The organism is Lewinella sp. (assembly GCF_050633125.1).
Classification (GTDB): Bacteria; Bacteroidota; Bacteroidia; order Chitinophagales; family Saprospiraceae; genus Lewinella.
On record NZ_JBOEFX010000131.1, the window covers coordinates 1 to 23309 of the forward strand.

Genomic DNA, 23309 nt, shown 5'->3' on the forward strand with positions numbered 1-23309 from the left:
GGGGGCAAGGGCGAAGGATGGAAGCGGTTACGCACCTTTGGGGCGGCAATAGCGGACAGACTGGTGCCGTAGTGGCGATTGCGAAGCAACGCTACTACCGGCACGACCCCAAATGAAGAATTTAAGAGAAAACGACTAGGCTAGTTTGTCTATCGTAGCTGCATTGAATATATCGAGGGTTACATCGCGAACCTTGAGAAAAACAGATCGAATTGCACAATCTTCTTCCTGGTTGCATTCTTCGCAGGGTGTATAGTAATTGAGGGATACACACGGCATCAATGCAATAGGCCCATCCATGATGCGCATCACTTCAGTAAAGGAAATATCTGACGGTTGCTTGAGCAGTCGATAACCACCGTAGCGTCCCCGTTTACTAACGAGGATACGTTGGTTGCAAAGTTCCCGCAGAATGCTTTCTAAAAACTTCTGGGGGATATTTTCATTCTTGGCAATCTCTGAAGCAAAAATAGAGCGATCATCGGCTTCATTACGAGCGATGTAGAGAATTGCTTTTATCGCGTATTTACATTTTTTAGATACCATCAATAATTAGTCTGTTAAGCAAAGATAAGCATTTGTACAACAGTGTTAATATCTTTAATCCCTACTAATTCTATAGAATTTATTAAATTAATTGGTTTAAATCAAATTTGCCCTTATCTTGCCGCACGAAAACAAGCTCCTAGTACTCCAAAAGACTCCTGACTAACATGAAAAGTTTTAGAACAGAATTAGAAGATCCTATCGTAGAGAGGGACATCCTTGAACTGGAGCGGAAGATATTTGCTTTCCGCAATGGTAAAATTGACGAAGAACAATTTCGCAGTTTGCGCTTAGCTCGTGGTGTATATGGGCAGCGGCAGGAAGGTGTTCAAATGGTTAGAATAAAAATTCCTTTTGGAAAAATTGACACTCGCCAACTCCGTCGCATTGCAGATATTTCTGATAAATACGCTACCGGCAATTTGCACTTGACTACCCGGCAGGATGTTCAGGTTCACTACGTGAGCCTGGACAGAACCCCTGAGTTATGGGCAGAATTAGAGCAGGATAAGATCACACTGCGTGAGGCTTGTGGCAATACCGTTCGCAACATCACTGGTTCTCCATTAGCGGGGATAGACCCTGTTGAGCCGTTTGACATTGCTCCCTACGCTGAAGCCGTTTTTCAATACTTTTTACGCAATCCTATTTGTCAGGACATGGGGAGGAAGTTTAAGATTTCTTTTTCCTCTTCTGATCAAGATGACAGCTATTCTTTTGTCCATGACCTGGGTTTTATACCCAAGGTAGAAAATGGTAAACGCGGATTTAAAGTGATGCTGGGAGGCGGAATAGGGTCGCAACCAAAGCATGCAGAAATCATCTTTGAGTTCTTGCCCGTAGATCAGCTTATACCCTTAACCGAAAGTGTATTAAGGGTATTTGACCACTACGGGGAGCGCAACCGCAGACACAAGGCCCGAATGAAGTACTTGCTACAGGAAGTAGGCTTGGAGGGGTTTCAAAAACTGGTTACCGAACAACAGTTGAGCTTGCCTTACCACTCCTACCCTATTGAGGCAAAGCCAACGGTAGTTCCTACTATAAAGAAATCGGCAATAAAGCATGATTCATCACTAGTAGAAAACACTGATTTCCTATTCTGGAAAAGCACAAATACGTTGCCACAAAAGCAAGATGGATTTTATGCAGTAGGCATAAAGTTAACGAATGGCGATATCAGCAGTGACCGTACAAGAGCTCTTGCGAAGGTAATTGATGAATTGGCTGGCCCCGAATTACGCCTGACTATTGAGCAAAACATCCTACTCCGATTTGTGCCCGAAAGTAACCTTCCTGCTCTCTATCAAGCTCTTAAAGGTTTGGACTTAGCTGATCCTGGATATAAATCGCCGTTGGACATTGTTGCATGCCCCGGTACAGACACGTGTAACCTTGGGATTTCCAGCAGTATGGGGTTGGCACGAGCGTTGGAGCAATTAATGACTGAAGAATTTCCTGAACTTGCTAAAGACAAAGACCTTGTTATAAAAATAAGCGGTTGTATGAACGCTTGTGCCCAACATACTTTGGCTAGTATTGGATTTCAGGGGATGACCATAAAGGCAGGGAAACTCATAGCACCAGCTTCTCAGTTGCTTTTAGGTGGAGGTAGCTTGGGCAATGGTCAGGGGCGCTTTGCTGATAAGGTGTTGAAAATGCCCGCACGCCGAAGCACGGAAGCTTTAAGAAGGTTACTCAAGGACTATTTGTCGAAGAAAGAAACAGGTGAACTGTATCATGAATACTATGATCGCCAGGGGCAGGATTACTTCTATCAGATGCTTAAAGACCTTTCAGTCACCGACCAACTGCAACCGGATGATTTTATTGACTGGGGGAATAAAGAGCAGTACGTCAGGGCCATTGGCGTGGGAGAATGTGCTGGCGTTACGGTAGACCTCGTTGCAACGCTCTTGATTGAAGCCAACGATAAATTGGGCAATGCGCAATCAGCATTAATCAGTAAGCGCTATCCAGATGCCATTTACTGGGCCTATACAGCGATGCTTTACGCCGCAAAAGGATTACTTACGCCAACAGATGCCAAGCTAAACTCCCAGCGATCGATTATTAAAGCATTTGACACTCACTTTGTGGAGGATCAGTCTTTTGACCTTGACATTCCTTTCAGTGAAATCATCCTCAGGATGAAAAAAGAAGCTCCAACAGCCGACTTTGCCACTCAGTATTTGCAAGATGCAAAACTGGTGGTAGGAAAAATTGAATCCATTCGCCAACAGCAGCTTGAGCCCCAAACATTCTAAACATTATCCCGATGAAATCATTCAACCAGAAAGCAAAAATAACCCTTGTAGGGGCAGGGCCTGGTGACCCAGAGCTATTAACAATCAAAGGATTACGTGCCATTCAAACCGCCGATGTTATTCTTTATGATAGTCTTGCTAATCCAGCATTGCTAGATCATAACCCTCACGCACACAAGGTTTTTGTAGGCAAACGCAAGGGATGGCAGAAGTTTTCGCAAGATCAAATCAACGATCTTTTAGTAGATTTCGCGAAGTTTCCCTACCATATTGTACGTCTAAAAGGAGGTGACCCCATGGTTTTCGGACGCGCGATGGAGGAGATCGCTACAGCCCAGGCACATAATATCCCAGTGGAGGTTATTCCTGGTATTTCTTCTTATTCCGGTGCCGCAGCCTATCAACAGATTCCGATTACAGAACGAGGTATAAGTCGTAGTTTCTGGGTCGTTACGGGTACAAATAAAGACGGTGAACTCAACAAGGACCTGGAACTCGCCGCTCAGTCATCGGCGACCGTTATCGTACTAATGGGAATGAGTAAGTTGACAGAAATAGTAGACTTATTCAGTCAGCATAAGCCAGCAGATTATCCCGTGAGTATTGTACAAAATGCAACACGGCCCGATACTCGCAGTTTGAGTGGTCAACTTGATAATATTGTAGCACTTAACACCATCGCTCAGCTAGGTAGTCCTGGTTTGTTGCTGTTTGGGGCTGCAGCCCGGAACTTGGATGCTGTTCAAAAAGAGATAGCTGCTATTAAAACCGCCGAAATATGAACACCCTCTACCCTATCTTTCTAAAGACAGAGCAGCTGGATTTCCTCATTGTTGGCGGTGGAAATGTAGCCTACGAAAAGCTATTTTTTATTCTCAAATCCAGTCCGCAGACCAAAGCGACAGTAGTGGCCCCTTTTATCCGTGAAGAAGTTCGCGCTTTGGCTAACAACTATGCTGTTGAACTAGTTGAAGGCATCTACAACCCTGATTACCTGAAAGGTAGGCACATCGTGATAGCTACTACAGATAATCCTGCGGTAAATCGTCAAGTTTATGAAGACGCAAGAGCAAAGCAGTTATTGGTAAATGTTGCCGATACGCCTGAGCTTTGTGATTTGTATTTGGGCGGGATCGTCACGAAAGGCAACCTAAAAATTGCCATTTCTACCAATGGAAAATCTCCTACGGTAGCGAAACGCCTACGGCAGTTATTTGAAAATATCTTCCCTGAGGATATGGATAAACTCTTACAAAACCTACACCGTTATCGTAGTACGCTAAAGCTATCGTTTGAACAGAAAGTGGATCGTATGAATGCTTTAACGCAAGAATTAATAAAAAGCGATGATTAAGACAGACATTCTCATTATTGGTGCTGGCCCCGTAGGCCTTTTTACTGTATTTGAAGCGGGTTTACTTAAGCTCCGTTGCCACATCATTGATGCGTTGCCACAGCCCGGGGGGCAATTGACCGAAATTTACCCCAAAAAACCAATTTACGACATCCCAGGTTACCCTTCCGTATTGGCAGGAGAGCTGGTGGATAACCTATTGGAGCAGATTGCCCCCTTCAAACCTGGCTTTACCCTGGGTGAACGTGCCGAAACTTTGGAGAAGCAGGAAGATGGCCAATGGCTGGTAACCACCAATGAAGGGACTCAACATCTGGCACCAGTGATTGCCATTGCCGGAGGCTTGGGAAGCTTTGAGCCACGGAAACCTCCTATTGCCAATATCGATGACTTTGAGAAGAAGGGTGTCAACTACTTCGTCAAAGATCCTGAACTGTATCGGGACAAGCGAGTAGTCATCGCCGGTGGAGGAGATTCTGCCCTGGATTGGGCCATCTTCCTCGCAGATGTAGCTGCTGAAGTAACGCTGGTACACCGGCGCAACAGTTTCCGGGGTGCTATTGACAGTGCTGAAAAAGTCCAACAATTGGACATGGAAGGTAAGATCAAACTCGTTACAGAAGCTCAGGTAACTGGTTTGAAAGGTGATAAGCATCTGGAGGAAGTGACCATCAAGCATAAAAATCTGGGCGAATACGAAAAGGCGACAGATTACTATCTTCCCTTGTTTGGCTTGTCGCCTAAACTTGGCCCATCGGCAACTGGGGGCTAGAAATTGAAAAAAATGCTATTGTCGTAGATACTTTTGATTATCGCACCAACATCGACGGCGTTTTTGCTATTGGCGACGTAAATACTTACCCTGGAAAATTGAAGCTCATTCTTTGTGGTTTCCACGAAGCAACACTGATGGTTCAAACGGCTTTCAGTATTGTTTATCCCGACCAGAAGAAGAGCTTTAAGTATACTACGGTACAAGGGGTAGAAGGTTTTTAGGAACTGGCTTATTCTAACAATCCGTACTCGAGGCCAATACGAACGAGACCAGCAGTATTCCTTGCTCCTAATTTAATGAGAAGATTCCGCCGGTGAGTTTCGACGGTACCAAAGCTGATGGTCAGCTTTTCGGCGATTTCACCGGTGGTAAACTCATCAACAATGAGTTGTAAAACCTGCTTTTCTCTTCTCGATAATTGTGGAAAAGGAGATTTGTTAATTTTTTCGGCTCTGCTTCCTAGGCTTGCCATCACGATGTCGGCAACTTCAGGGCTATAATACTTTTGTCCAGCGGTAACGGCTCTGATGGCCCTTAATACTTCTGCTTTACCCGCGTTTTTCAACAAATACCCATTAGCCCCGTTCTTCAACATCATCTTAATGAGGCTAGCTTCTTTTAACATAGATAACACCAGGATTTTGACATCCGGATAGTTTTTACTGATATGCTTACAAGCTTCCAGGCCATTCATTCCTGGCATATTGATATCTAGTAAAACCAAGTCAAAAGCTCCCTTGGTTAGCAAATCGAGGGCTGACTGGCCATCATTGGCTTCGCCTGCGCATTCAATATCAGCCTCACTGGAAAGCATCAGTTTAATACCATCGATTACCAACTGATGATCGTCGGCAATAAGGAGTTTAATCATGGCATGTTTTATTTAGAATAGGGTTTTTGTCTTCCGGCGAAAAAGCTCACCGGAAGACACTGTAGTTGCTAACATCATAGGGTTTTACTGGTACAATTTTGGGATCAAACCAGAAATAAAGTCTTTACAAAGGAATTTTGCCAGGCATTTCACTTCGCACCAACTTTATTTACAAAAATCGTATACCCTACGATAAAAGGAGTAAGAATTCAGAAAAAACAAAACTACTGGAATTCATATAGGTTTATGTTAATGGAAATTGTAAGGAAATAGTAGTTCCTTCACCTTTAACACTGTCAACATCGCAACTTCCCTTTAAATAACGAACCCGAGAATCCATACTTTTCAAGCCTAGTGATTGTTTTTGCATTCCTTTATCCACCTCAAAACCTGAGCCATCGTCTTCAATGGTAGCATTTACAACTTCCTGATGAATAATAACTTGAATTAATACGTGCTTGGCTTTAGCATGTTTTAAAATATTATTTACAGCTTCCTGCATAACCCGATAAAGAGCAATTGTCCTAATTTCATCAATTTTTTCAATAGGTCCTACCATTTCCAGGGTACACTCCAGGCCATTGGTGCGAACCTGAACAGCCAGGTCTTCCAAGGCCCCACTCAAGCCGGAATACAAGAGTGCTGCGGGCATCATATTCTGAGAAATTCGGCGTACTTCCGTGCAAGCCCGATCAATGAGCTCCCCCGTCATAGGAGCTATTTTTTCTGTTGCTTCTTCAATAGGGAAATGGCTTACCAGGGTACTATAATGTGCCTTGATTGTGGTGAGTAAGCCCCCCATTCCATCATGCAAATCTTTTGCAATACGCTGTCGTTCTTGTTCTTGTCCTTCAATCATAGAGGACATTGCCAACAGCGTTTTTTCCTGTTCCAGTTGCTGAATCCGTTGTTCCTGAAGGGCGGCTTCCTGATTAACTAACAGTTCCCTTTGATGCATTCTTTGTCGAAGACCACCAAAAACAAGTACACCTAATAAAACTAAAAAGACGGAACTACCCAACCAAATATTTCGCTCCTGGGTCTTCTGCTTAAGCTCCAACTGATTGATTTTCAACGCCTGTTCTTTTTTTTCTGTCTCATACTGTACTTCAAACTGTCGCAAGTTCCTCTCAGATTCTTCATTTTTCAAGCTATCCAATACCCGATAACTGGCATTGGTATATTCAAGCGCTTTAAGGTAATTGCCCTCGCGCTGATACAGTTCTGCCAAGCGCTTCCTTATAAACCCAATGTAGGAAGAGTAACCAGCATTGGTATACAATATGTCTGATTTTTCGTAAGCTTCTCTTGCCAATGTATAGTTGCGATCGTTGTAATAAATTTCACCAAGGTCATGATAGCACCAAGCAAGACGGTGCGGTCTACCATTATCTCTAAAATAATCAATAGCGTCATAAATGACTTTCACCATGTCAATGTCTTCTCCGGCAACCATGGAGTAAAGTGCAATATGTTCAGGTTTTTCCAGCAACGAAGCGCTGAATCTTTTGGCTCCCTTGTATTCGTCCCACATAATCCGTACGTCACGGAGCAAGTCGAAGCGACGAAATTGAGCAGCGTAAGCAAAAGTGCGATATAGTAAGAACCCCCGATTGGCCGAAGGGCCATTGTCTGGATAAAGTGCTATAGATTTACGAAAATCAGCGTCCGCAGCAGAAAGATCACGCCGCTCTCTATTGATCGTAGCAAAGCTTAAATAACAGCGCCAGAGTTCATCTTCCATACCCGTTTTTATAAAGCCTTTTTCTGCTTCCTGGGTATAAAAGAAGGCCGAATCCAATTCAAACCCCCTGCCATGACTAAGTCCTAAATTAAGGTTTACCCAGGCAGAGCCTTTCTCAATATTGTGCTTTTGGGCTAAGTACAGTGCCTTGTAATAATAGTCTCTTGATTCGATTAATTCTCCTTTTGAACTATAGCTCCGTCCAATGGTCAAGTTAACATGCATGAGGGAGGTCGGATCATTATGCTCCTCGCCTAACTTACGCAACATCTCTGTAAAATAGAACATGCTGTCACTGTTATACATTTGGTAGTGATCCGTCAGAGAAATCAAAGCGTCCTTCCTTAACTCCCAGGATTTATTGGTCTCTGCTTCCCTGCGCAAACTATCCAGAGGGTACGGTGCGGCAATTGCCTCATTGGACATTTGTAAAAAAAAAGCAATTCCTAATACTGATATTATATTCCTCACCAATGCATCAATTGTTATTATTACTAAGGTAGTACTATAAGACGCAATAAAGCTCCTTTTTTCTGTCTGCTTAAAACTAAGGGAATTCCTGTAGAAATAAAAAGGCAGGAACAGCACCTATTTGCCGCTCCTGCCCAAAAAATGAAAAGCTCTTCTTCTTAGAAGCTTTTTTCAGCTTATAATTTACTTAACCGCAAAGTTTTTTGCCCTTCCGAGGTTTGAAGGCGGAAGAGATAAATACCTGCGGGCTGTCTTGAAAGATCAATTTCCAGGTTATTCAAACCTCCATTTGACCGAAGGCTTTGTTGCTGGAGGAGTTTACCATTGAGGTCAAATAACTGCCAACTGTAATCTCCTACTTTTTCCGATTCCCAATTTAACTGTACTGTACTTGAAGTAGGATTTGGCGCTGCACTTAAGTTTTTGAGCGCTACTACTTCTTGTGTACTACTGATTAATGAGAATACTGGATTACTGGTAAACCCATCATCTTCACCGCTAAGGTTGATCGTTACCGAGAAGGTATTTGTACAACCATTAGCCGAGGTCGTTGTAAGCGTAACGGTATAAGTACCTGATTCTGCATAGCTGTGGAAAGCAAGCGGATCCATACTTACGGTACCGTCACCAAAGTCCCACTCAAATTGTACAGCATCAGGGCTAGACAAATTGATAAAATAAACCTCCAGGGTTGCCGGGTTGATAATAGGTAGGAACCAAGCGCGACATTCTAAATCACCGTACCAAACATTTGTCCCCGCAGTAAGCGCTATTTGTATACTGCTTTCACAATCATCACTAATGACTGTCAGACTCACCACATAAACGCCTTCGGTAGCATAAGTATGCGTAGGGTTCTGCGCTGTGGAAGTAGTGCCATCACCAAAGTCCCAAATCCAGGCATTGATATCACCCAGAGAGAAATCGATAAACTGGTAGCTTAAGAGATCATCTGCATTCGGTTGCTCGAAAAAGAAGAAACCTTGGCAAGCAGGGCCGCCAACACCGCCACCATCGCCTACGCACAAGTGATAAGTGGTTGATAATGTTCCACATTCAGGGCCTTCAATCACTAACGTGACATCATATACTCCTGCTACTTCATAGATATGCTCTGGATTTTGCTCCGTTGAAGTTGCACCATCACCAAAGTCCCAGAACCAAGAGGTAATACCACCTAAAGTGAAGGATTGATCGGTAAAGGTAACCCTATGACCGAGCTCTGCATCATCATAAAACAGGTAGCTGAAATCAGCGTAGCACTCGTTTCCATTGTCACAAGGGAAGATATCATCGGCCCCGTAGCCTGCACAAATGGCATAGCAAGGATTGATGAACTCTATGAAATCACCAGTGGCAGGGTCAATGACACAAACAGGCAAGTAGTAATCATCGCAGGTGCAGTCACCACAATCGACAAACTGATCAGGCGTGAAGCCTTCACACTCGGCCATACAAGCATTAGAGAAGGTGATGATTGAGCCATCAGGTGTTGCAACACAGACGGGATCCCAAACGGTATCACAAACACAGTCCTCTTCGCAATCAACATAATACTCAGGGCCGAAGCCTTCGCATTCTGCATAACAAGCGTTGATAAACTCTATGCTTTCTCCGGTAGCTGGATCCGTGACACAAACAGGCTCGTAAACCTGAGGACAAACACACTCTTCTTCACAATCCACAAATACATCAAAGCCGTAACAAGCTGCTTCGCATGGATTAGCGAATGTGAAATTGTATCCCTCATCTGTAACTACACAAACGGGGTCCCATACATCATCACAGAAACAAGACTCGCCGCAACCATCCAGCCAGGTTGCCGGGCCGTAGCCGGCGCATTCTGCAAAACAAGTATTAGGGAAATTAATTACACCAAAGGGCGTGCCTACACACACAGGAGTTCCTCCATCTTCGCAACCACACTCGTTCTCACACTCAAGGAATTGATCCGGACCGTAGCCGGCACATTCTGCAAAACAAGGGTTATCAAACGTGATCACGTTGCCTAAATCATCTAGCACACAAACCGGATCAAGGTATTCTGGGCAGTTACATTCATTACCATCGCAGTGATAGTAAACATCTGGGCCATAGCCCTCACATTCTGCCTCACATGGGTTTATGAAGGTAAGGATAATACCACTAGGCGTAGCCACACAAACCGGATCAAAGAGGTCTTGTGGGCACTCACATTCATTTTCACAGTCTTCCCATTGGTCAGGGCCATAACCTTCACATTGAGCAAAACAGAAGTTACTGAAGGTTAAAACAGTGCCATCATCAAGCGTCACGCAAACTGGGTCGTAAAATTCCGGGCATACGCAGCCACCATCACAAGGCTGGTACTGACCAGGCTCAAACCCGGCGCATTCTGCATAACAAGCATTGGTAAATTCGATAACTTCACCAAACGGTGTAATGACACAAACCGGATCATATTCATCTGTAGGACAATTGCATTCCGATTCACAATCCATCCATTGGTCGGGGCCATAGCCTTCACATTCGGCAAAACAATGGTTCTGAAATTGGGTAGTTACCCCATCAGGAGTCATGACACATACAGGTGCATAAAATTCTGGACAGCCACATTCATTACCTTCACAAGAAGTATAAACATCAGGGCCATAGCCAGCGCATTCAGCGAAACAAGGGCTAGCAAATTCTAAAACAGCACCACTAGGTGTGAAGACACAAACCGGATCGTATTCATCGGTAGGGCAATCACAGTTTTCATCATCATAAACCGTTACCACCTGAACGATTGTAGCTTCACAATCCTGTCCAGTGATGGTTAGAAGAACCTCATACTCCCCTGCTTCGGAATATACGTGTGCAGGGTTTTGTTCATCACTGACACCTCCATCTCCGAAGCTCCAAGACCATGAATCGATCCCTTCCTCTCCAGGATAAGAAACATCAAAGAAATGAACGGCAAAACCTTCGTCAGAAGGTACTTGCTCGTAGTAAAAATAGGGAGCACATTCGGTAGGCGGAGGAGGATCAATCCCTCCACAAATGGTCAGGTTGATTTCGTACGCCACTTGATCAGGAGCAATATCAAAGAGGACTGAAATAAAGTCTCCCGTACAGATATCCTGTGTTCTTACTTCTATCCCCTCAGGATCGCCGAGTGAAGTTTCAATCAATTGCTCATAAGAGCCATCGTCATTCGTAATGATCTCACCAACTTGAGTGCCATCAGAGAAGAATACCTCGACGGGCCAACCAGGAACCCCCGGGCCGTCTTCTTGTCCAAAAGTAACTTGCCCGAAGATCGTTACCTGAGCACTGAGCACGCTGCATAAGAGCAAGAAAATCAGTCCAAATAGGAATTGTTTAAGCATAATTAGGTAATTTTGAGTTATAGTTATTAAAGGTTTTTTAGGAAACCAGAGGGTCAGGATTTTGTCCTGGCCTTTTTTATGGGGTTGCCTAACAAAATTATTGTTGTAACATTTTCAGCCAGGAAATGCCCTGGGAACCTTCGATTTTAAGATGGTAACAGCCAGGCTCCAAGTTTAAGTCTGGCAAATTCCAGCTTCGCCGTGGACTAAACTCATAAGCATAGATGCTTCTTCCAAGGCCATCTACCAAGGTTAGCTTTACAAAAGGCAAAGCCGCACTAATCGTACAAGGGCCGGTACTGGGATTAGGATAAAGTTTTGCTTTTAAAGCATTCAAGGGGTCAGCAGTAGTAGCAATAACTCCTGGGCGATAAAGTTTCACCTCAAAAGAATCCACCGCTACGGGAATGGGAGAAAGCTCGCCATCGACCAATTGCATACCTTCAATTTTCAGCCAAGAAGAAAGGGTGTCGGGCGCAACCTCAAGGAGATCTACCATATCACTTATAATGATGAGACTCAGTGTTCCACCAGTTCCTCCGCCCGTCACAGGGTTATTTCCCAAACGAGTCATTCCTATATTAATCTCTCCAGGGGAGGTGTTTTGCAGGCTAATACCTTGCCCGTCTTCTTTGAGCCAGTTGCCGGTAGATGAAAAATTAACTGCCGAAAAATGAGAGGTTTCATATTTTATTCGAAATGCAACCCCATTTACTTCTTGAAAATTGTTGATAATAAAATCGATAGGAATTTCAGCCGTTTCATTACTTGTCAGTGGTAGTAAAACGGTTTCATTGTTCCATTGAATAGCCGCTGGTGCTTCTGTTTCATTCGGAGATAATTCTACGGGAGTAACAACATCGTGGATGATGCCAAAATTTTCATCCCAGATGAAAAAGTCAAAAAGATTTACCGCACCATTCCCATCTACATCAGCATGAATATAATTTAATCCTATTGGGAAAGACGTCCCCCATAACTGAGGAATCGCCTGTGCCATAGAAGCATCTTCATTTTGAATGCGTGCCGGCCCAGTAGCACCCATTGCATATCCGATAAGGGGTACATCATATTCATCAACTTTCCCATTTGCATTTGCATCACCAGGAAATACCGTTGATTGAGCAAAAACGTAATTGGCAAAAACAACCGCCAATACTATAAAAAGGAGCCTTGTATTCATATCAAATTCAATTTCATAAAATAAAAATAGGTGCAATTCCTTAGCATGGCAACAACAATATTGGTCTTTTTTCGTAATTTAGACCTCTTAAAAAAACCACAAAGCGATGATTATCAATGAATTAATATTATTTTTTATCAGATTAACTCACCTCATCAAGTAATAAACACGGTGAAAAAAAGTAAGCTATTAGACATTTGCCTAGTGCTCCAATCAGAAGAATGGCGACAATTACTTGATTATGTAAGCTCTCCCTACTTTAACAAACAAGATGCGGTAACAAAACTATGCATTCACCTGCGGGAGCTATCCAAGAAAAGATTTCCAGATCACCTTTTAAATAGACAAGCAATCTGGGCTAGCCTCTTTCCCGAAACGAACTTCTCAAACAAAGGAATGGCCTACCTCATGAGTAGCCTTCTTAAATTAATCGAGGACTTTTTAGGGCAAAAAGAGCTAGAAGACAACCCACAGCAAAAAGAAACCTTCACACTGAAAGCTTTGGCTCAACGAAAACTAAAAAAGAGTTATACCTATCGGTTAAGGAAGCTAAAGAAGGAAATACAAGACGGAGGAAAGAGAGACGCCCAGAGCTACAAACTACTTCACACTATTGCAACCATAGAAGACATCACCTTCAATGCTCAGAATTTAAGGCAGGAAAACCCACACTTACAGGAACAGAATAATGCCCTAGATCAATATTTCACCCAAACAAAGTTAAAACTGTACTGTAACATCCTTAACCATGCAGAAGTCATCCGAACAGACTATCAAATCACCTGGCCACAAAATCCACAAGCAAGAAAAATAGACGATTACGATAATTATGTCACTAAAACCTACCAATGCCTTTTTGAACTCTTATTAAAAAAGGAGCCAAGCGAGGCGGTCTTCCATTTATACAACTCCTTTCTTGATACCGTAGCAAATATGGTTGGTAAACAGGAGCTCATTGATATGTACTACTATGCCATTAATTATTGTCTGAATGCTATCAACAAAGGAGAAAGACAGTATGCGAACAAGCTTTTACAACTCTACCAAACAGGACTTTCCAAAGAATACCTGCTTGTTAATGAAGAACTTTCGCCATGGATTTACAAAAACATCATCAAATTAGGCCTAGGGTTAAAGCAGTTTGAATGGACAGAAAATTTCATTCTTAACTATACTAAAAAGTTGCCTTCTGCTTATCGCGATGATGCGTTATATTTTAATTTATCTGACTTAAGATACCATCAAAAACAATATGATGAAGCGCTGGCGCTTTTAAACAAAGTAGATTTCTCAGATCTTTTCTATAAACACGGAACCAAGATAATGCTCTTAAAAATCTACTTTGAAAAGCGTGAAACAGAAGCATTATTAAGCCTCTCGAATTCTTATAAACTCATGTTAATCAGGGAAAAAGAACTTTCGGGAAGTATATTAAGCGCTTACAAAAATTTTGTTCGATTACTGGAAAAAACCTACCGAGCGAAAGACAACGGAAAAGATCAACTCCACAAGATTGAAAATGAAATCATCAGAACCAAAAACATCAACGCACGCCAATGGTTGTTAGAACAAATAAAGGAAATGGATAAAAAATAAAGCAGCAATCCTCGAATTCTTAACCCCAGCTTGCCTAACCGCCTAATTTTTCGTTCCTTCACGAGGAGAAAACAGGCCTTGAGCACTGAACCGCATACTATGAAAATGGACTTACAAAACTCTACTACCGTTACCTGGCTTATTGTGCTGGTAATACTATTTATTGCGGTAGGCTATTCTGTCTTTGCAATCAACAACAAGCCACCACAAATGGCATTTACTGTTGCTGATGACTATACCTTCCCTTACAAAATTGATAAAAAAGGATTTCGTACAGAACTGAATTCTATTCTCAAAGAAATTTCAGGAATCACCTCCATTAACCAAGATCAGGTTATGGCTATTCAGGATGAGAAGGGTATCCTCTTTACCCTAGACCTTAACACTGGAAATATTGTAAGTCAAACTCCTTTTGATAAAGACCGCGACTATGAAGACCTTTGCCTGGTGGGTGATCATGTCTTTATCCTTGAGCGAGATGGCGACCTCTATCAGTTTAACTTGGCAGCTACTGATACCGTCCAGAAGTTTGAAACCTCCTTTAGTTATCGTAATGACACCGAGAGTCTATGCTTTGATGCATCGCGCAACCGCTTACTCATTGCCCCAAAGGACGGTGCACCGGATGATACCGTAGAATTGCCTAAAAATGTAAAAGGTATTTATGCTTTTGACCTCATTTCCAAGCGAGTAAGTCAAGAACCTGTTATCACAATTGCCGAAAAAGAAATTGGCCGAATCATAGGTAACGGTGGTAAACCTTATTCTTTCAAGCCCTCAGCGATAGCGGTACACCCCAAGACGGGGCACATCTACGTGTTGGCTTCTGTAGGGAAGGTTTTAATTGTTGTTGACCCAGTCAGTAATCAAGTGATGCACGTTCAGTTATTGGATGAATCTGTGTTTCCTCAACCAGAAGGCATGACCTTTGATACCGCGGATAATCTATTGATTTCTAGTGAAGGCTTACTCACCAAAGCTGCCTCTATTACCCGATTTTCTGCTAAAACAACCAAGTAGTGCAATTCCGAACTCTACCTCTATACGCTGTCCTGTTAATGGTAATACTACCTAGCTGTAGCAAATATTACCTACCTAGTGATGCCAAACCTACCAATTATAGAATGACGGTAGCAGAGGAGCCAGCTGACACTGATCCCTTGTACGCCATCATTGCGCCTTACAAAACAGCCCTCGACGGGAAGATGAACAGTGTCATCGGAGAAGTATCCGGAAGGCTATTCAAAGAGAAGCCTGAATCACCATTAGGCAACTGGGTCGCTGATGCTTTACAAACAGAAACACAGGCGATCAGTAAAGGGGCCATAGATGCTAGTGTACAAAACTACGGCGGCTTGCGTATCCCTGAACTACCAGCAGGGCCTGTTACATTGGGGAAGATTTATGAATTGATGCCTTTTGACAATATGCAGGTCATTGTAGAAATGTCAGGTAGTACAACCCAGCGTTTCTTTGACCTCATCGCCGCAGACGGTGGCTGGCCCGTCAGTAAAGAGGTACAATTTGTCCTCAAAGGGAAGCGTGCCGACCGCCTTACCATCAGCGGCAAGCCCATTGATCCACAAGCGACCTATCGAATTGCTTTACCTGACTATATTGCCAATGGCGGCGGTGATGCCGATTTCCTGATCGACCTTCCACGAGAAAACACCGGGCAATTTGTCCGTGACCTCCTTATTCGTCATGTGCAAAAGTTGACAGAACAGGGCCTACCTGTTTCCGCTATTTCCAATGGACAGCGAATTCTTTGGGGCGATTAGTTCCGTTTTCAGTATCTCTATCCGAGTCTCCATGCCGTTCTGGCCCAAAAAAGTAAACCATGCGTAGAAGAACGTTCCTTCGTCAAATTAGTGCTACCGGCCTCATGATTGGCAGTGGCCTGAGTCCAGCCTTAGCACTTGGTACTTCTGATACCGTGTCTCTGACTATTTTGCATACCAATGACTGGCACAGCCGAATTGAACCGTTCCCGATGGATGGCGGCCGCAATGCAGGCATGGGCGGTGCCGTACGCAGAGCACAGAAGATAGCAACACTACGCAAAGAGTTGGAGCACGTCTTGTTGCTGGATGCCGGAGACATTTTCCAGGGAACGCCTTATTTCAATCTCTACAGCGGGGAATTGGAATTCAAACTCATGACCGAGATGGGCTATGATGTCGCCACCATTGGTAATCATGACTTTGATGGTGGCATTGAAAACCTGGCTAATCAATTTGATCAGCACGCCTCTTTTGGTTTGGTCAATAGCAATTACCACATGGAGAATACTCCTTTGGCTGGTAAAGTAAAGCCCTATCAAATCATTGAGAAAGGTTCCTTGCGCATTGGCATCTTGGGGGTAGGCATCGAACTAGATGGGCTCGTACCTGCTTCATTGACCGGAGAAACTGTTTATACCGACCCCATAGCTGCCGCCAACAAAACAGCCATGCACCTAAAGATGGAGGAGAAGTGTGATTTGGTCATCTGTCTCTCCCATCTTGGTTACCGTTATCGTGAAGAAAAGGTAAGCGACCTGGTTTTAGCTGCCCAAAGTCGTAATATTGACCTCATCCTTGGTGGGCATACCCACACATTTCTGGATGAACCGGTTGTTGTGAACAACAGAGACCAGCAAGGCGTGCTTGTACACCAAGTTGGCTGGGCCGGCATTCTGCTAGGCCGGATCGACGTCAGCTTTGACAAGCGTAGGGGCAAGCGATGCTTTAACTGTGCAAATGAGTGGTTGGGGTAGGTTTATTCATGCTCATCCTTCATGCTTTTTTGGTGCTGATTTATTTTTTCAACAGCCTCCTTGGTAAGTACCATTAACGTATTCGTCTCGCAATTCCAGAAATTCACATAATCTGAAGACACTACATTGTGTGTTTCCCATCCTGCAAACTTTGCGTAAAGCATCAGGGTACAAATATCCGTAGCTGTAATAAATGGCCCTGTTTCTTTATTATGAGAATGAACAGTCTGTACTACATTTACATCAGGGTCTCCATACCCGATTGGGATGATGTTGTTATGTAATTTTTTATAACGTTTGACCTTGTTGTTTTTTCGCATTGTAATGAGATAATCATTCCCAAAAACAACAACCCCATTTTCCTGAGGGCCAGAAAGCACATAAACCTTCTTTTCTCCCTGGCTAATCAATGGAATCAAATTCAGCCTTATTTTTTCATAAACTTTAAAGAGTGTATCGGTGCGTATGACCTCTAATGCGTTAAGGCGCATTTCGTAGAGGTCATTTTCCTTAGTAGAAAAAGTACGTTCCTCTAAATTCACCTCAGCGCTAGCCAAATCATAACTGGCATCAAATACAATAGTTCCAATCACTTTCCGATTATCTTCTCTTGAAAAGAAGACACATTTAGCCAAGTCATCATCTACATAAGAAAAATAGCCGCCAATATTACTCCGGTCAGGATAGGCTTCTAAAAACAAGTCCGTTCCATACCATGATGCCATTTCACATCGATAAAGCAGTTTCCCTTCTTCTACGATAGGATCGGTTAATCTAGAGAGTTTAGACTGGGCTGATAAGTCTACAAATAGAAGTGTCGTTAGTAGAAAGAGTATCCATTTCATGAGCGCGCGAGTTTTTTTTCAAAAATACAACATCATGGCTTCTTATTACTCGCAACAATATAAATCTTTCACACTATTGACCAGCGGGTGATAACGCTAATCTTTGAACCAGTCATTCCGCTGCATTTGTTCCTATTGCTATACAAATATTCTATTTCGCCTTAGGTTATTACTCCTCTTTAGCAACTGCTGATAATCAATCCTTCGGAGGTGGTGCTTTCTGTTGTTGTTCAAGTAGCAAAATCCCTAACGCACGCCTCATAAATTTATCAAAGTTAGCGCCTTGAGTATCATCTAGTAAGCCCTTTACTTCGGAAAAATGTTGAAACGTTCCTTCAATTTTCGCTCTCTCTATTTCTAATATTTCCACCATAAGACTGTCGGATGCTTCCGACTGTGGGTTATCCAACAAGGGTTTGAAATAGTTTTTCAGTATACTATTCTCTTCATCACCGAACTTGTTCATTGCTTCACTATGCCTCATGGCTGACTCAACAAAAGCGGCTTCCTGCTCACCATTAAGTTTCAATACATTAACGACCTCATCTCTGAAGTTTTGTCTATTGGGACCATTAGGAGGTCCTGGCCGGCCCAAAAAGAAGAAGCCAATCAACAGTAGGTTTAATGAAAGTAATAACCAAGTAGCGTATTTATAAAACTGGGCTGTTTTCATTATTCATAAATTTTAAAATCGGATATCAGCGGTGTATCTTCAGTGAGATCTACCGAGGCATATCCATTGTTATTGTTGACGGTATAGCTGCGGATAGCAACCACATTGAGCAGTAATAATACCGCAGCAATAGCAATACTCCACCGAATTTGCCGCATAGGAATGATCTTACCTCTTTCTCTTGACTTGGTGATCTGAGCCTCAATAGACTCAAATAGATCAACGGGGGGGACGGCGCGTTGCATTCCCTGTAGGCTGTTCATCACCTCATCTACCCATTTTTCTTGTTCGTCTTGCATCATATTGTTTTTTTTCTTTTAGCGTTTTTTACGATTAGGGTATTCACTTGCCAATTTCGTTCTCAGGTTTTTCTTAGCACGATGAAGCAGGGATTCTACTGATTTCAGCGATACGCCCATGATATCAGCGACCTCCTGACGCGGCAAATCGTCTACATAACTCAAAATAAAGGCTGTCTTTTGTTGGTTGACCAAGGTATTTATCGTTCGGAACAAGGATCGGGCGGCTTCTCTATTCTCCAGCAAAACACCTGGGTGATCAAAGTCTGGCTGGTCATTATGCTGTTCCTCAATACGGAGAAACAAAACCCTTTTTTTTCGCTTCAAAAAATTGAGAGAAGTGTTGATCGTTATCCGATAAATCCAGGTGCTCACTTTGGCTTCTGACCTGAAAGTGCCCGCTTTGCGAAAAACGTTTGTAAACACATCCTGGGCAATCTCTTTAGCATCATCTGGGTTTTGAGCATAACTCAAGGCAGTATTGTACACTTGCTTGCTGTACAAGTCATACAATTCTCGAAAAGCAGTCTGATCGCCCTTCTCTATCGACTTAAGTAATACTCGCGGTCTATCCAATAGTTCGCATCTTTAAAAGTAAAATCCTTCATTTACTGGTTTGACAAAAGATCTGTTCAAATCCTTCGCTTCTAAAGCAACTTTGTAGAAAAAGTAAACTTCTAACCTATGTGCCTATTCTCAAAATAAAACCGAGCAGCTACGAGATCCTCCAATGCGTAACCTACCGATTTAAATAAAGTTATTTCCGCCCCAGACCGACGCCCTTGTATTTGGCCAGTACACAGTTCCCAAAGTTCTCCCTTGATATCCTGTAAATCAATTACGCCACGCTTTAATGGCTGAAGTAGGTCGCCACTCTCTTGGGTTGCTCCATCCAAGGTATCTACAAAAACAGAAGACTCCTTAATAACCTCGTCATCAACTTCGCGCATATCTGGTTTATACGAACCGACCAAATCCAGGTGATGACCTGCCCGTAAGTGATGTCTTTTCAATATCGGTTCTTGAGCCATGGTCGCACAAGATATGATATCACAATAAGGAGCAATCTCATCTAAATTCTCCACACTGTTAATCTGCACATTATTAATGATCATACTACCTGCTAGTTCATCGGCCTTACGAGGGTCTCTTCCCCATATATAAACTTCACGAATAGGCCGTACACTACAGTGGGCGCGGATAAGCTCAGGAGCCAGTGCACCTGTACCTATCTGCAATAAAGAGGAGGAGGATTCTTGGGACAGGTAGCTACTCGCTAGTGCGGAAGCCGCAGCGGTACGCTTCTTAGTAAGTGTAGCAGCATCCATGATTGCTAAGGGAAGTCCGGTGATTATATCCAGGTAAATCATTAACCCCTGGATACTAGGCTGTTTTTTGAGGCGATTCTTGGGCGTTACGGTCACCAGTTTAACCCCCATATCCAAACCGTCTTGCCAGGAAGGCATCATTAGCAAGGTATTCCCCTCTCCATAATGATGGTGACTTCGCAGCGGAACAGCTACCTTTTTGTTAGTGAAAGCATTACGTAAAACAGTAATGAGTGCAGGATAACTATGGATAGCCTCCAAATCTTCAGCACTCAGAAAAGGAATATCACTCATATGGCTAAGAACTGGAGCGAAATTTCCAATTATGAGATGCCATAGCTAGAAAAGAAAGACCGCCAGCGCATTTGCATGACGCCGAAGACGGCTTCTTTGATGATTCCGTTCGACATTTTTGAAATCCCTTCAATCCGGTCAGTGAAAGTGATGGGGACTTCGATAATTTTGTATCCCAATTGGCGGGTCGCGAATTTCATTTCTATCTGAAAAGCATACCCTACAAAGCGAATCTTATCAAAATCAATCGCCTCCAATACCCGACGAGTATAGCAGACAAAGCCTGCCGTTGGATCCATGACTGGCATAAAGGTGATCAAGCGCACATAGAGAGATGCACCGTAACTGAGGAGCACTCGATCCCAGGGCCAATCCTGTAACTGGCCACCTTTGACGTATCGCGAGCCTACCGACATATCTCCTCCCTGTTCTGCACAGGCTTGATAAAGCCGCACCAAATCGTTGGGATTATGGCTAAAGTCGGCATCCATCTCGAAAAAATATTCGTACTGCGGACGTTCCAGTCCCCAGCGGAAGCCCGCGATATAGGCAGTGCCCAATCCCAATTTTCCTTTACGTTCAAGAATGTGTAAACGACCAGCAAATTCTTTTTGCTGATCTTTGACAAGAGTTGCTGTCCCATCAGGAGAGCCGTCATCGACAATCAGGATGTGAAAATCATGGGGCAGAGAGAATACAGTGTGAATCATTTTCACAATATTCTCTTTCTCGTTGTAGGTCGGAATGATTACGAGGCAGTCGCTCAAGATAATTGATTCAGTTTAGATGGGTAAAGATAAATGATTCTATGACAAATGCCACAGCAAGTCTCTTCGTAATTAGTAAGACAGTTTAATTTAGCCGTGAAACTGATCTTTACACCATTGAATAATGAATTCTTTTTATAACAAAAAAATGTTTCCACCAATGCAACAACTCCCCTACCTGCTGTTCTTTATTATCTTTTCTACCAGTACTTTATACAGCCAGGGGCCTATCAATGGGTTCATGCCCAAACCAGGCCAATTGGATGCCGCATTCACCTACAGTGGTGAGACATTTTCAGAATTCTATAATGAAAACGGTGATCTTATTCCCCGTAGCATAGATGCTGTAAGCTATAACTTATTCCTCGAATACGGCCTAGACCCCAAAACAGCCCTAATCGCAACAGCTCCATACATCTCAAATGACCCCGACAACAAGGGCTGGCAAGATGGTAGTATTTGGCTTAAATATCGCAATGAAAGGGTAGAACAAGAAAAAGGCTACCACAATCTTATAACGTCGATTGGCTTGGGGTTCCCCCTCAGTAGTTACCCTAATGACAATCTTTTTGCTATCGGACGACGAGCCACCACCTTTCAAGGAAGATTTCTCTGGCAGTATGATGCTAAATATGGTTGGTTTGTCAGCGCACAATCAGGCATTGATTTCCAGTTTGCTCCGGAGGCTTTAGCTGCTCTACCGATCTTGGTACGGGGAGGTATTGGCACTTCCCGTTTTTATGCTGATGTTTGGCTGGAACATTATCAATCGCTACAAGGAACCAGCGAGAATCAAAATTCAGCTAGCGGAGCTGGTAGTACCTGGACACGCGTAGGAGGAACTTTTTATGTTCCAATAGCACCTTGGTTTGGCGTTTTCACCGGAGGGGCCATCATTTTAGGAGGTAAAAACATTGGTCAATCTACCCGCTGGAATCTAGGGGCCGTTTTTAGGGTGAATGGTTAGAAGCGGTGATTCAACAGGTGTACGGGTGTAAATGTGTAAATGTCAGGCCAGCTACCTCGCACCCCGCACCTAGCACCCCAAAAAAACGCACCTAGCACCAAAGTCAGAAGTGGAAAGTCTGAAATTGGAAGTATTCAACACCCCCTATCGCACCTCGCACTCCGCACAAAAGTCAGAAGTCGCATCTAAATCTACTCCTCTACCCAGCCTTCGATCCAAAGGCGTTCGGCTTTGCGATAGCCATTAAAGTAAACTTTTACGCCTTTATTGAAGTAACCAGCGTCATCGGCATCATATTCGATAAGGATATGCCCCAATGAATCGGGCGGAACAAGTACATCTTCCCACTCGGGGCTGGTACAACCACAGGCAGGCCGCACATTATCAATGTACAAGGAATCAGTACTAACATTACGAAAAGTAAAAGTCGTAGTGGTAGGTACGCCGCGCTCCAGATCACCAAAATCGTGCGTCGTGGGCACTTGCCAAACGACAGGAGCATCAGGAGATTGCCAGGAGAAGGCCAGGCTACTAAGGATAATACTTAAGAGTGCAAATTTCATGCTTATAGAAATGATAAAAGCAGGTATTTATTGTTTGGAAGCCTCATCTTCGTTAGTACGCAGGACATCCCAAGTATGATCGGCCAACATTTTCACTTCAGCAACAAAAGCATAAGGCGGTTTCTTTCCCCATTCTTGTGGACTCACCATCGAAAGAATCGTCTTCCCAGAACTCTTCCGATAGAGAAAGTAATTACGACCAATAAGCGGTTCAAAATTCATGTCCGTCTGATAAATTTCTTCAGAAATACTCACCCGGTCCTGAAGCTTTCTGGCTTGCTGTGCCAGCAAATCAATCTGTTCCTTAATTTGCGCCAGTTGTAAATCTGTCTGTTCATACATAGCGGCTACTGCGCGACCTTTCACCCGGCCTTTATCAATGGGTTTGACTACCGCTCCGCCTACTGTATGCGCATAAGGCAACAAATGAGGGCTTTCTGCAATTTTTTCAGGATCGATAGGGTTTACCCATTTCTCTTCCTGCGCTGATTTTTTCTTTTCTTCTTCTTTGGACATTGTAAATCTTAAAGCTAAGGGCGTTTTGGAGATGCTAACATAGCACTTCTAAAGAACAGCAGGTAAGAAGGGAGGTTCAACAGGATGAACAATTCTTCGCAAGAAAAATTCGCGTCCCCAACTATATACAAACAGCGCGACC

General features: G+C 43.4%; 21 protein-coding genes and 1 pseudogene. 9 read left to right on the forward strand and 13 right to left on the reverse strand.

The annotated features are described in order from the left end of the window. Positions 1–135: 135 nt before the first annotated feature. Positions 136–546 carry an RrF2 family transcriptional regulator gene (locus tag ACRBG0_RS24620; RefSeq protein WP_431489493.1) on the reverse strand — a complete coding sequence of 137 codons (411 nt, stop codon included), beginning with the start codon at positions 544–546 and terminating at the stop codon, positions 136–138. 167 nt (positions 547–713) lie between these two features. Here ACRBG0_RS24620 and ACRBG0_RS24625 point away from each other — a divergent pair, with 167 nt between their 5' ends. From ACRBG0_RS24625 to ACRBG0_RS24640, 4 genes and pseudogenes are all read left to right on the forward strand, one after another. Beyond that, the gene (locus tag ACRBG0_RS24625; RefSeq protein ID WP_431489494.1) at positions 714–2813 is read left to right on the forward strand and encodes a HEPN domain-containing protein; all 2100 of its coding nucleotides are present in this window, start codon (positions 714–716) and stop codon (positions 2811–2813) included. Between the two features lie 11 nt (positions 2814–2824). After that, the gene (gene cobA, locus ACRBG0_RS24630) at positions 2825–3595 is read left to right on the forward strand and encodes a uroporphyrinogen-III C-methyltransferase (RefSeq protein ID WP_431489495.1); all 771 of its coding nucleotides are present in this window, start codon (positions 2825–2827) and stop codon (positions 3593–3595) included. Beyond that, complete coding sequence (locus ACRBG0_RS24635) at positions 3592–4167, forward strand: precorrin-2 dehydrogenase/sirohydrochlorin ferrochelatase family protein (protein WP_431489496.1); 576 nt, start codon at positions 3592–3594, stop codon at positions 4165–4167. Before cobA ends, ACRBG0_RS24635 begins: the two co-directional genes overlap by 4 nt. Next, positions 4160–5163, forward strand: a pseudogene (locus ACRBG0_RS24640) (NAD(P)/FAD-dependent oxidoreductase). The gene ACRBG0_RS24635 and the pseudogene ACRBG0_RS24640 overlap by 8 nt, the downstream one beginning before the upstream one ends. Before the next feature lie 8 nt (positions 5164–5171). On the opposite strand, the gene ACRBG0_RS24645 reads toward ACRBG0_RS24640, so the two are convergent. The 4 genes from ACRBG0_RS24645 to ACRBG0_RS24660 all read right to left on the reverse strand — a co-directional run bounded on the left by ACRBG0_RS24645 (position 5172) and on the right by ACRBG0_RS24660 (position 12561). Next, positions 5172–5813: a response regulator gene (locus tag ACRBG0_RS24645; RefSeq protein ID WP_431489497.1), complete on the reverse strand. Its 642-nt coding sequence runs from the start codon at positions 5811–5813 to the stop codon at positions 5172–5174. A 244-nt stretch (positions 5814–6057) separates the two neighbouring features. Beyond that, positions 6058–7983 (reverse strand): ATP-binding protein, encoded by a 1926-nt coding sequence (locus ACRBG0_RS24650; protein WP_431489498.1) that lies wholly within the window; start codon positions 7981–7983, stop codon positions 6058–6060. A 221-nt stretch (positions 7984–8204) separates the two neighbouring features. After that, a complete protein-coding gene (locus tag ACRBG0_RS24655) occupies positions 8205–11378 on the reverse strand; it encodes a PKD domain-containing protein (protein ID WP_431489499.1) in 3174 nt (1057 codons plus the stop codon). A gap of 97 nt (positions 11379–11475) precedes the next feature. Further along, a complete protein-coding gene (locus ACRBG0_RS24660) occupies positions 11476–12561 on the reverse strand; it encodes a hypothetical protein (protein ID WP_431489500.1) in 1086 nt (361 codons plus the stop codon). 171 nt (positions 12562–12732) lie between these two features. On the opposite strand from ACRBG0_RS24660, the gene ACRBG0_RS24665 reads away from it, so the two are divergent. From ACRBG0_RS24665 to ACRBG0_RS24680, 4 genes are all read left to right on the forward strand, one after another. Continuing rightward, on the forward strand, positions 12733–14157 hold the full coding sequence (locus tag ACRBG0_RS24665) for a hypothetical protein (protein ID WP_431489501.1): 1425 nt from the start codon (positions 12733–12735) through the stop codon (positions 14155–14157). Between the two features lie 99 nt (positions 14158–14256). Beyond that, on the forward strand, positions 14257–15177 hold the full coding sequence (locus ACRBG0_RS24670; RefSeq protein ID WP_431489502.1) for an SdiA-regulated domain-containing protein: 921 nt from the start codon (positions 14257–14259) through the stop codon (positions 15175–15177). Beyond that, positions 15177–15938 carry a 5'-nucleotidase C-terminal domain-containing protein gene (locus tag ACRBG0_RS24675; protein WP_431489503.1) on the forward strand — a complete coding sequence of 254 codons (762 nt, stop codon included), beginning with the start codon at positions 15177–15179 and terminating at the stop codon, positions 15936–15938. The genes ACRBG0_RS24670 and ACRBG0_RS24675 overlap by 1 nt, the downstream gene beginning before the upstream one ends. A 59-nt stretch (positions 15939–15997) precedes the next feature. Then, positions 15998–16915 (forward strand): bifunctional metallophosphatase/5'-nucleotidase, encoded by a 918-nt coding sequence (locus ACRBG0_RS24680; protein ID WP_431489504.1) that lies wholly within the window; start codon positions 15998–16000, stop codon positions 16913–16915. 2 nt (positions 16916–16917) lie between these two features. Here ACRBG0_RS24680 and ACRBG0_RS24685 read toward each other — a convergent pair whose 3' ends face one another. From ACRBG0_RS24685 to ACRBG0_RS24710, 6 genes are all read right to left on the reverse strand, one after another. Continuing rightward, complete coding sequence (locus ACRBG0_RS24685) at positions 16918–17760, reverse strand: hypothetical protein (protein ID WP_431489505.1); 843 nt, start codon at positions 17758–17760, stop codon at positions 16918–16920. A 196-nt stretch (positions 17761–17956) separates the two neighbouring features. After that, positions 17957–18433, reverse strand: a complete 477-nt coding sequence (locus ACRBG0_RS24690; protein ID WP_431489506.1) for a hypothetical protein — start codon at positions 18431–18433, stop codon at positions 17957–17959. Further along, a complete protein-coding gene (locus ACRBG0_RS24695; protein ID WP_431489507.1) occupies positions 18433–18735 on the reverse strand; it encodes a hypothetical protein in 303 nt (100 codons plus the stop codon). The genes ACRBG0_RS24690 and ACRBG0_RS24695 overlap by 1 nt, the downstream gene beginning before the upstream one ends. Before the next feature lie 15 nt (positions 18736–18750). Next, positions 18751–19308 (reverse strand): RNA polymerase sigma factor, encoded by a 558-nt coding sequence (locus ACRBG0_RS24700; RefSeq protein ID WP_431489508.1) that lies wholly within the window; start codon positions 19306–19308, stop codon positions 18751–18753. A gap of 101 nt (positions 19309–19409) precedes the next feature. After that, on the reverse strand, positions 19410–20354 hold the full coding sequence (locus ACRBG0_RS24705) for an ornithine cyclodeaminase family protein (RefSeq protein WP_431489509.1): 945 nt from the start codon (positions 20352–20354) through the stop codon (positions 19410–19412). A gap of 29 nt (positions 20355–20383) precedes the next feature. After that, positions 20384–21121 (reverse strand): polyprenol monophosphomannose synthase, encoded by a 738-nt coding sequence (locus ACRBG0_RS24710; protein WP_431489510.1) that lies wholly within the window; start codon positions 21119–21121, stop codon positions 20384–20386. Positions 21122–21281: 160 nt separating this feature from the next. On the opposite strand from ACRBG0_RS24710, the gene ACRBG0_RS24715 reads away from it, so the two are divergent. Next, a complete protein-coding gene (locus tag ACRBG0_RS24715; protein WP_431489511.1) occupies positions 21282–22088 on the forward strand; it encodes a hypothetical protein in 807 nt (268 codons plus the stop codon). A 191-nt stretch (positions 22089–22279) separates the two neighbouring features. Here ACRBG0_RS24715 and ACRBG0_RS24720 read toward each other — a convergent pair whose 3' ends face one another. Both ACRBG0_RS24720 and ACRBG0_RS24725 read right to left on the reverse strand, forming a co-directional pair. Beyond that, entirely contained in the window at positions 22280–22651 is a 372-nt protein-coding gene (locus tag ACRBG0_RS24720) for a DUF1573 domain-containing protein (RefSeq protein ID WP_431489512.1), read from the reverse strand. A gap of 27 nt (positions 22652–22678) precedes the next feature. After that, positions 22679–23167 carry a DUF2452 domain-containing protein gene (locus ACRBG0_RS24725; RefSeq protein ID WP_431489513.1) on the reverse strand — a complete coding sequence of 163 codons (489 nt, stop codon included), beginning with the start codon at positions 23165–23167 and terminating at the stop codon, positions 22679–22681. Positions 23168–23309: the final 142 nt, after the last annotated feature.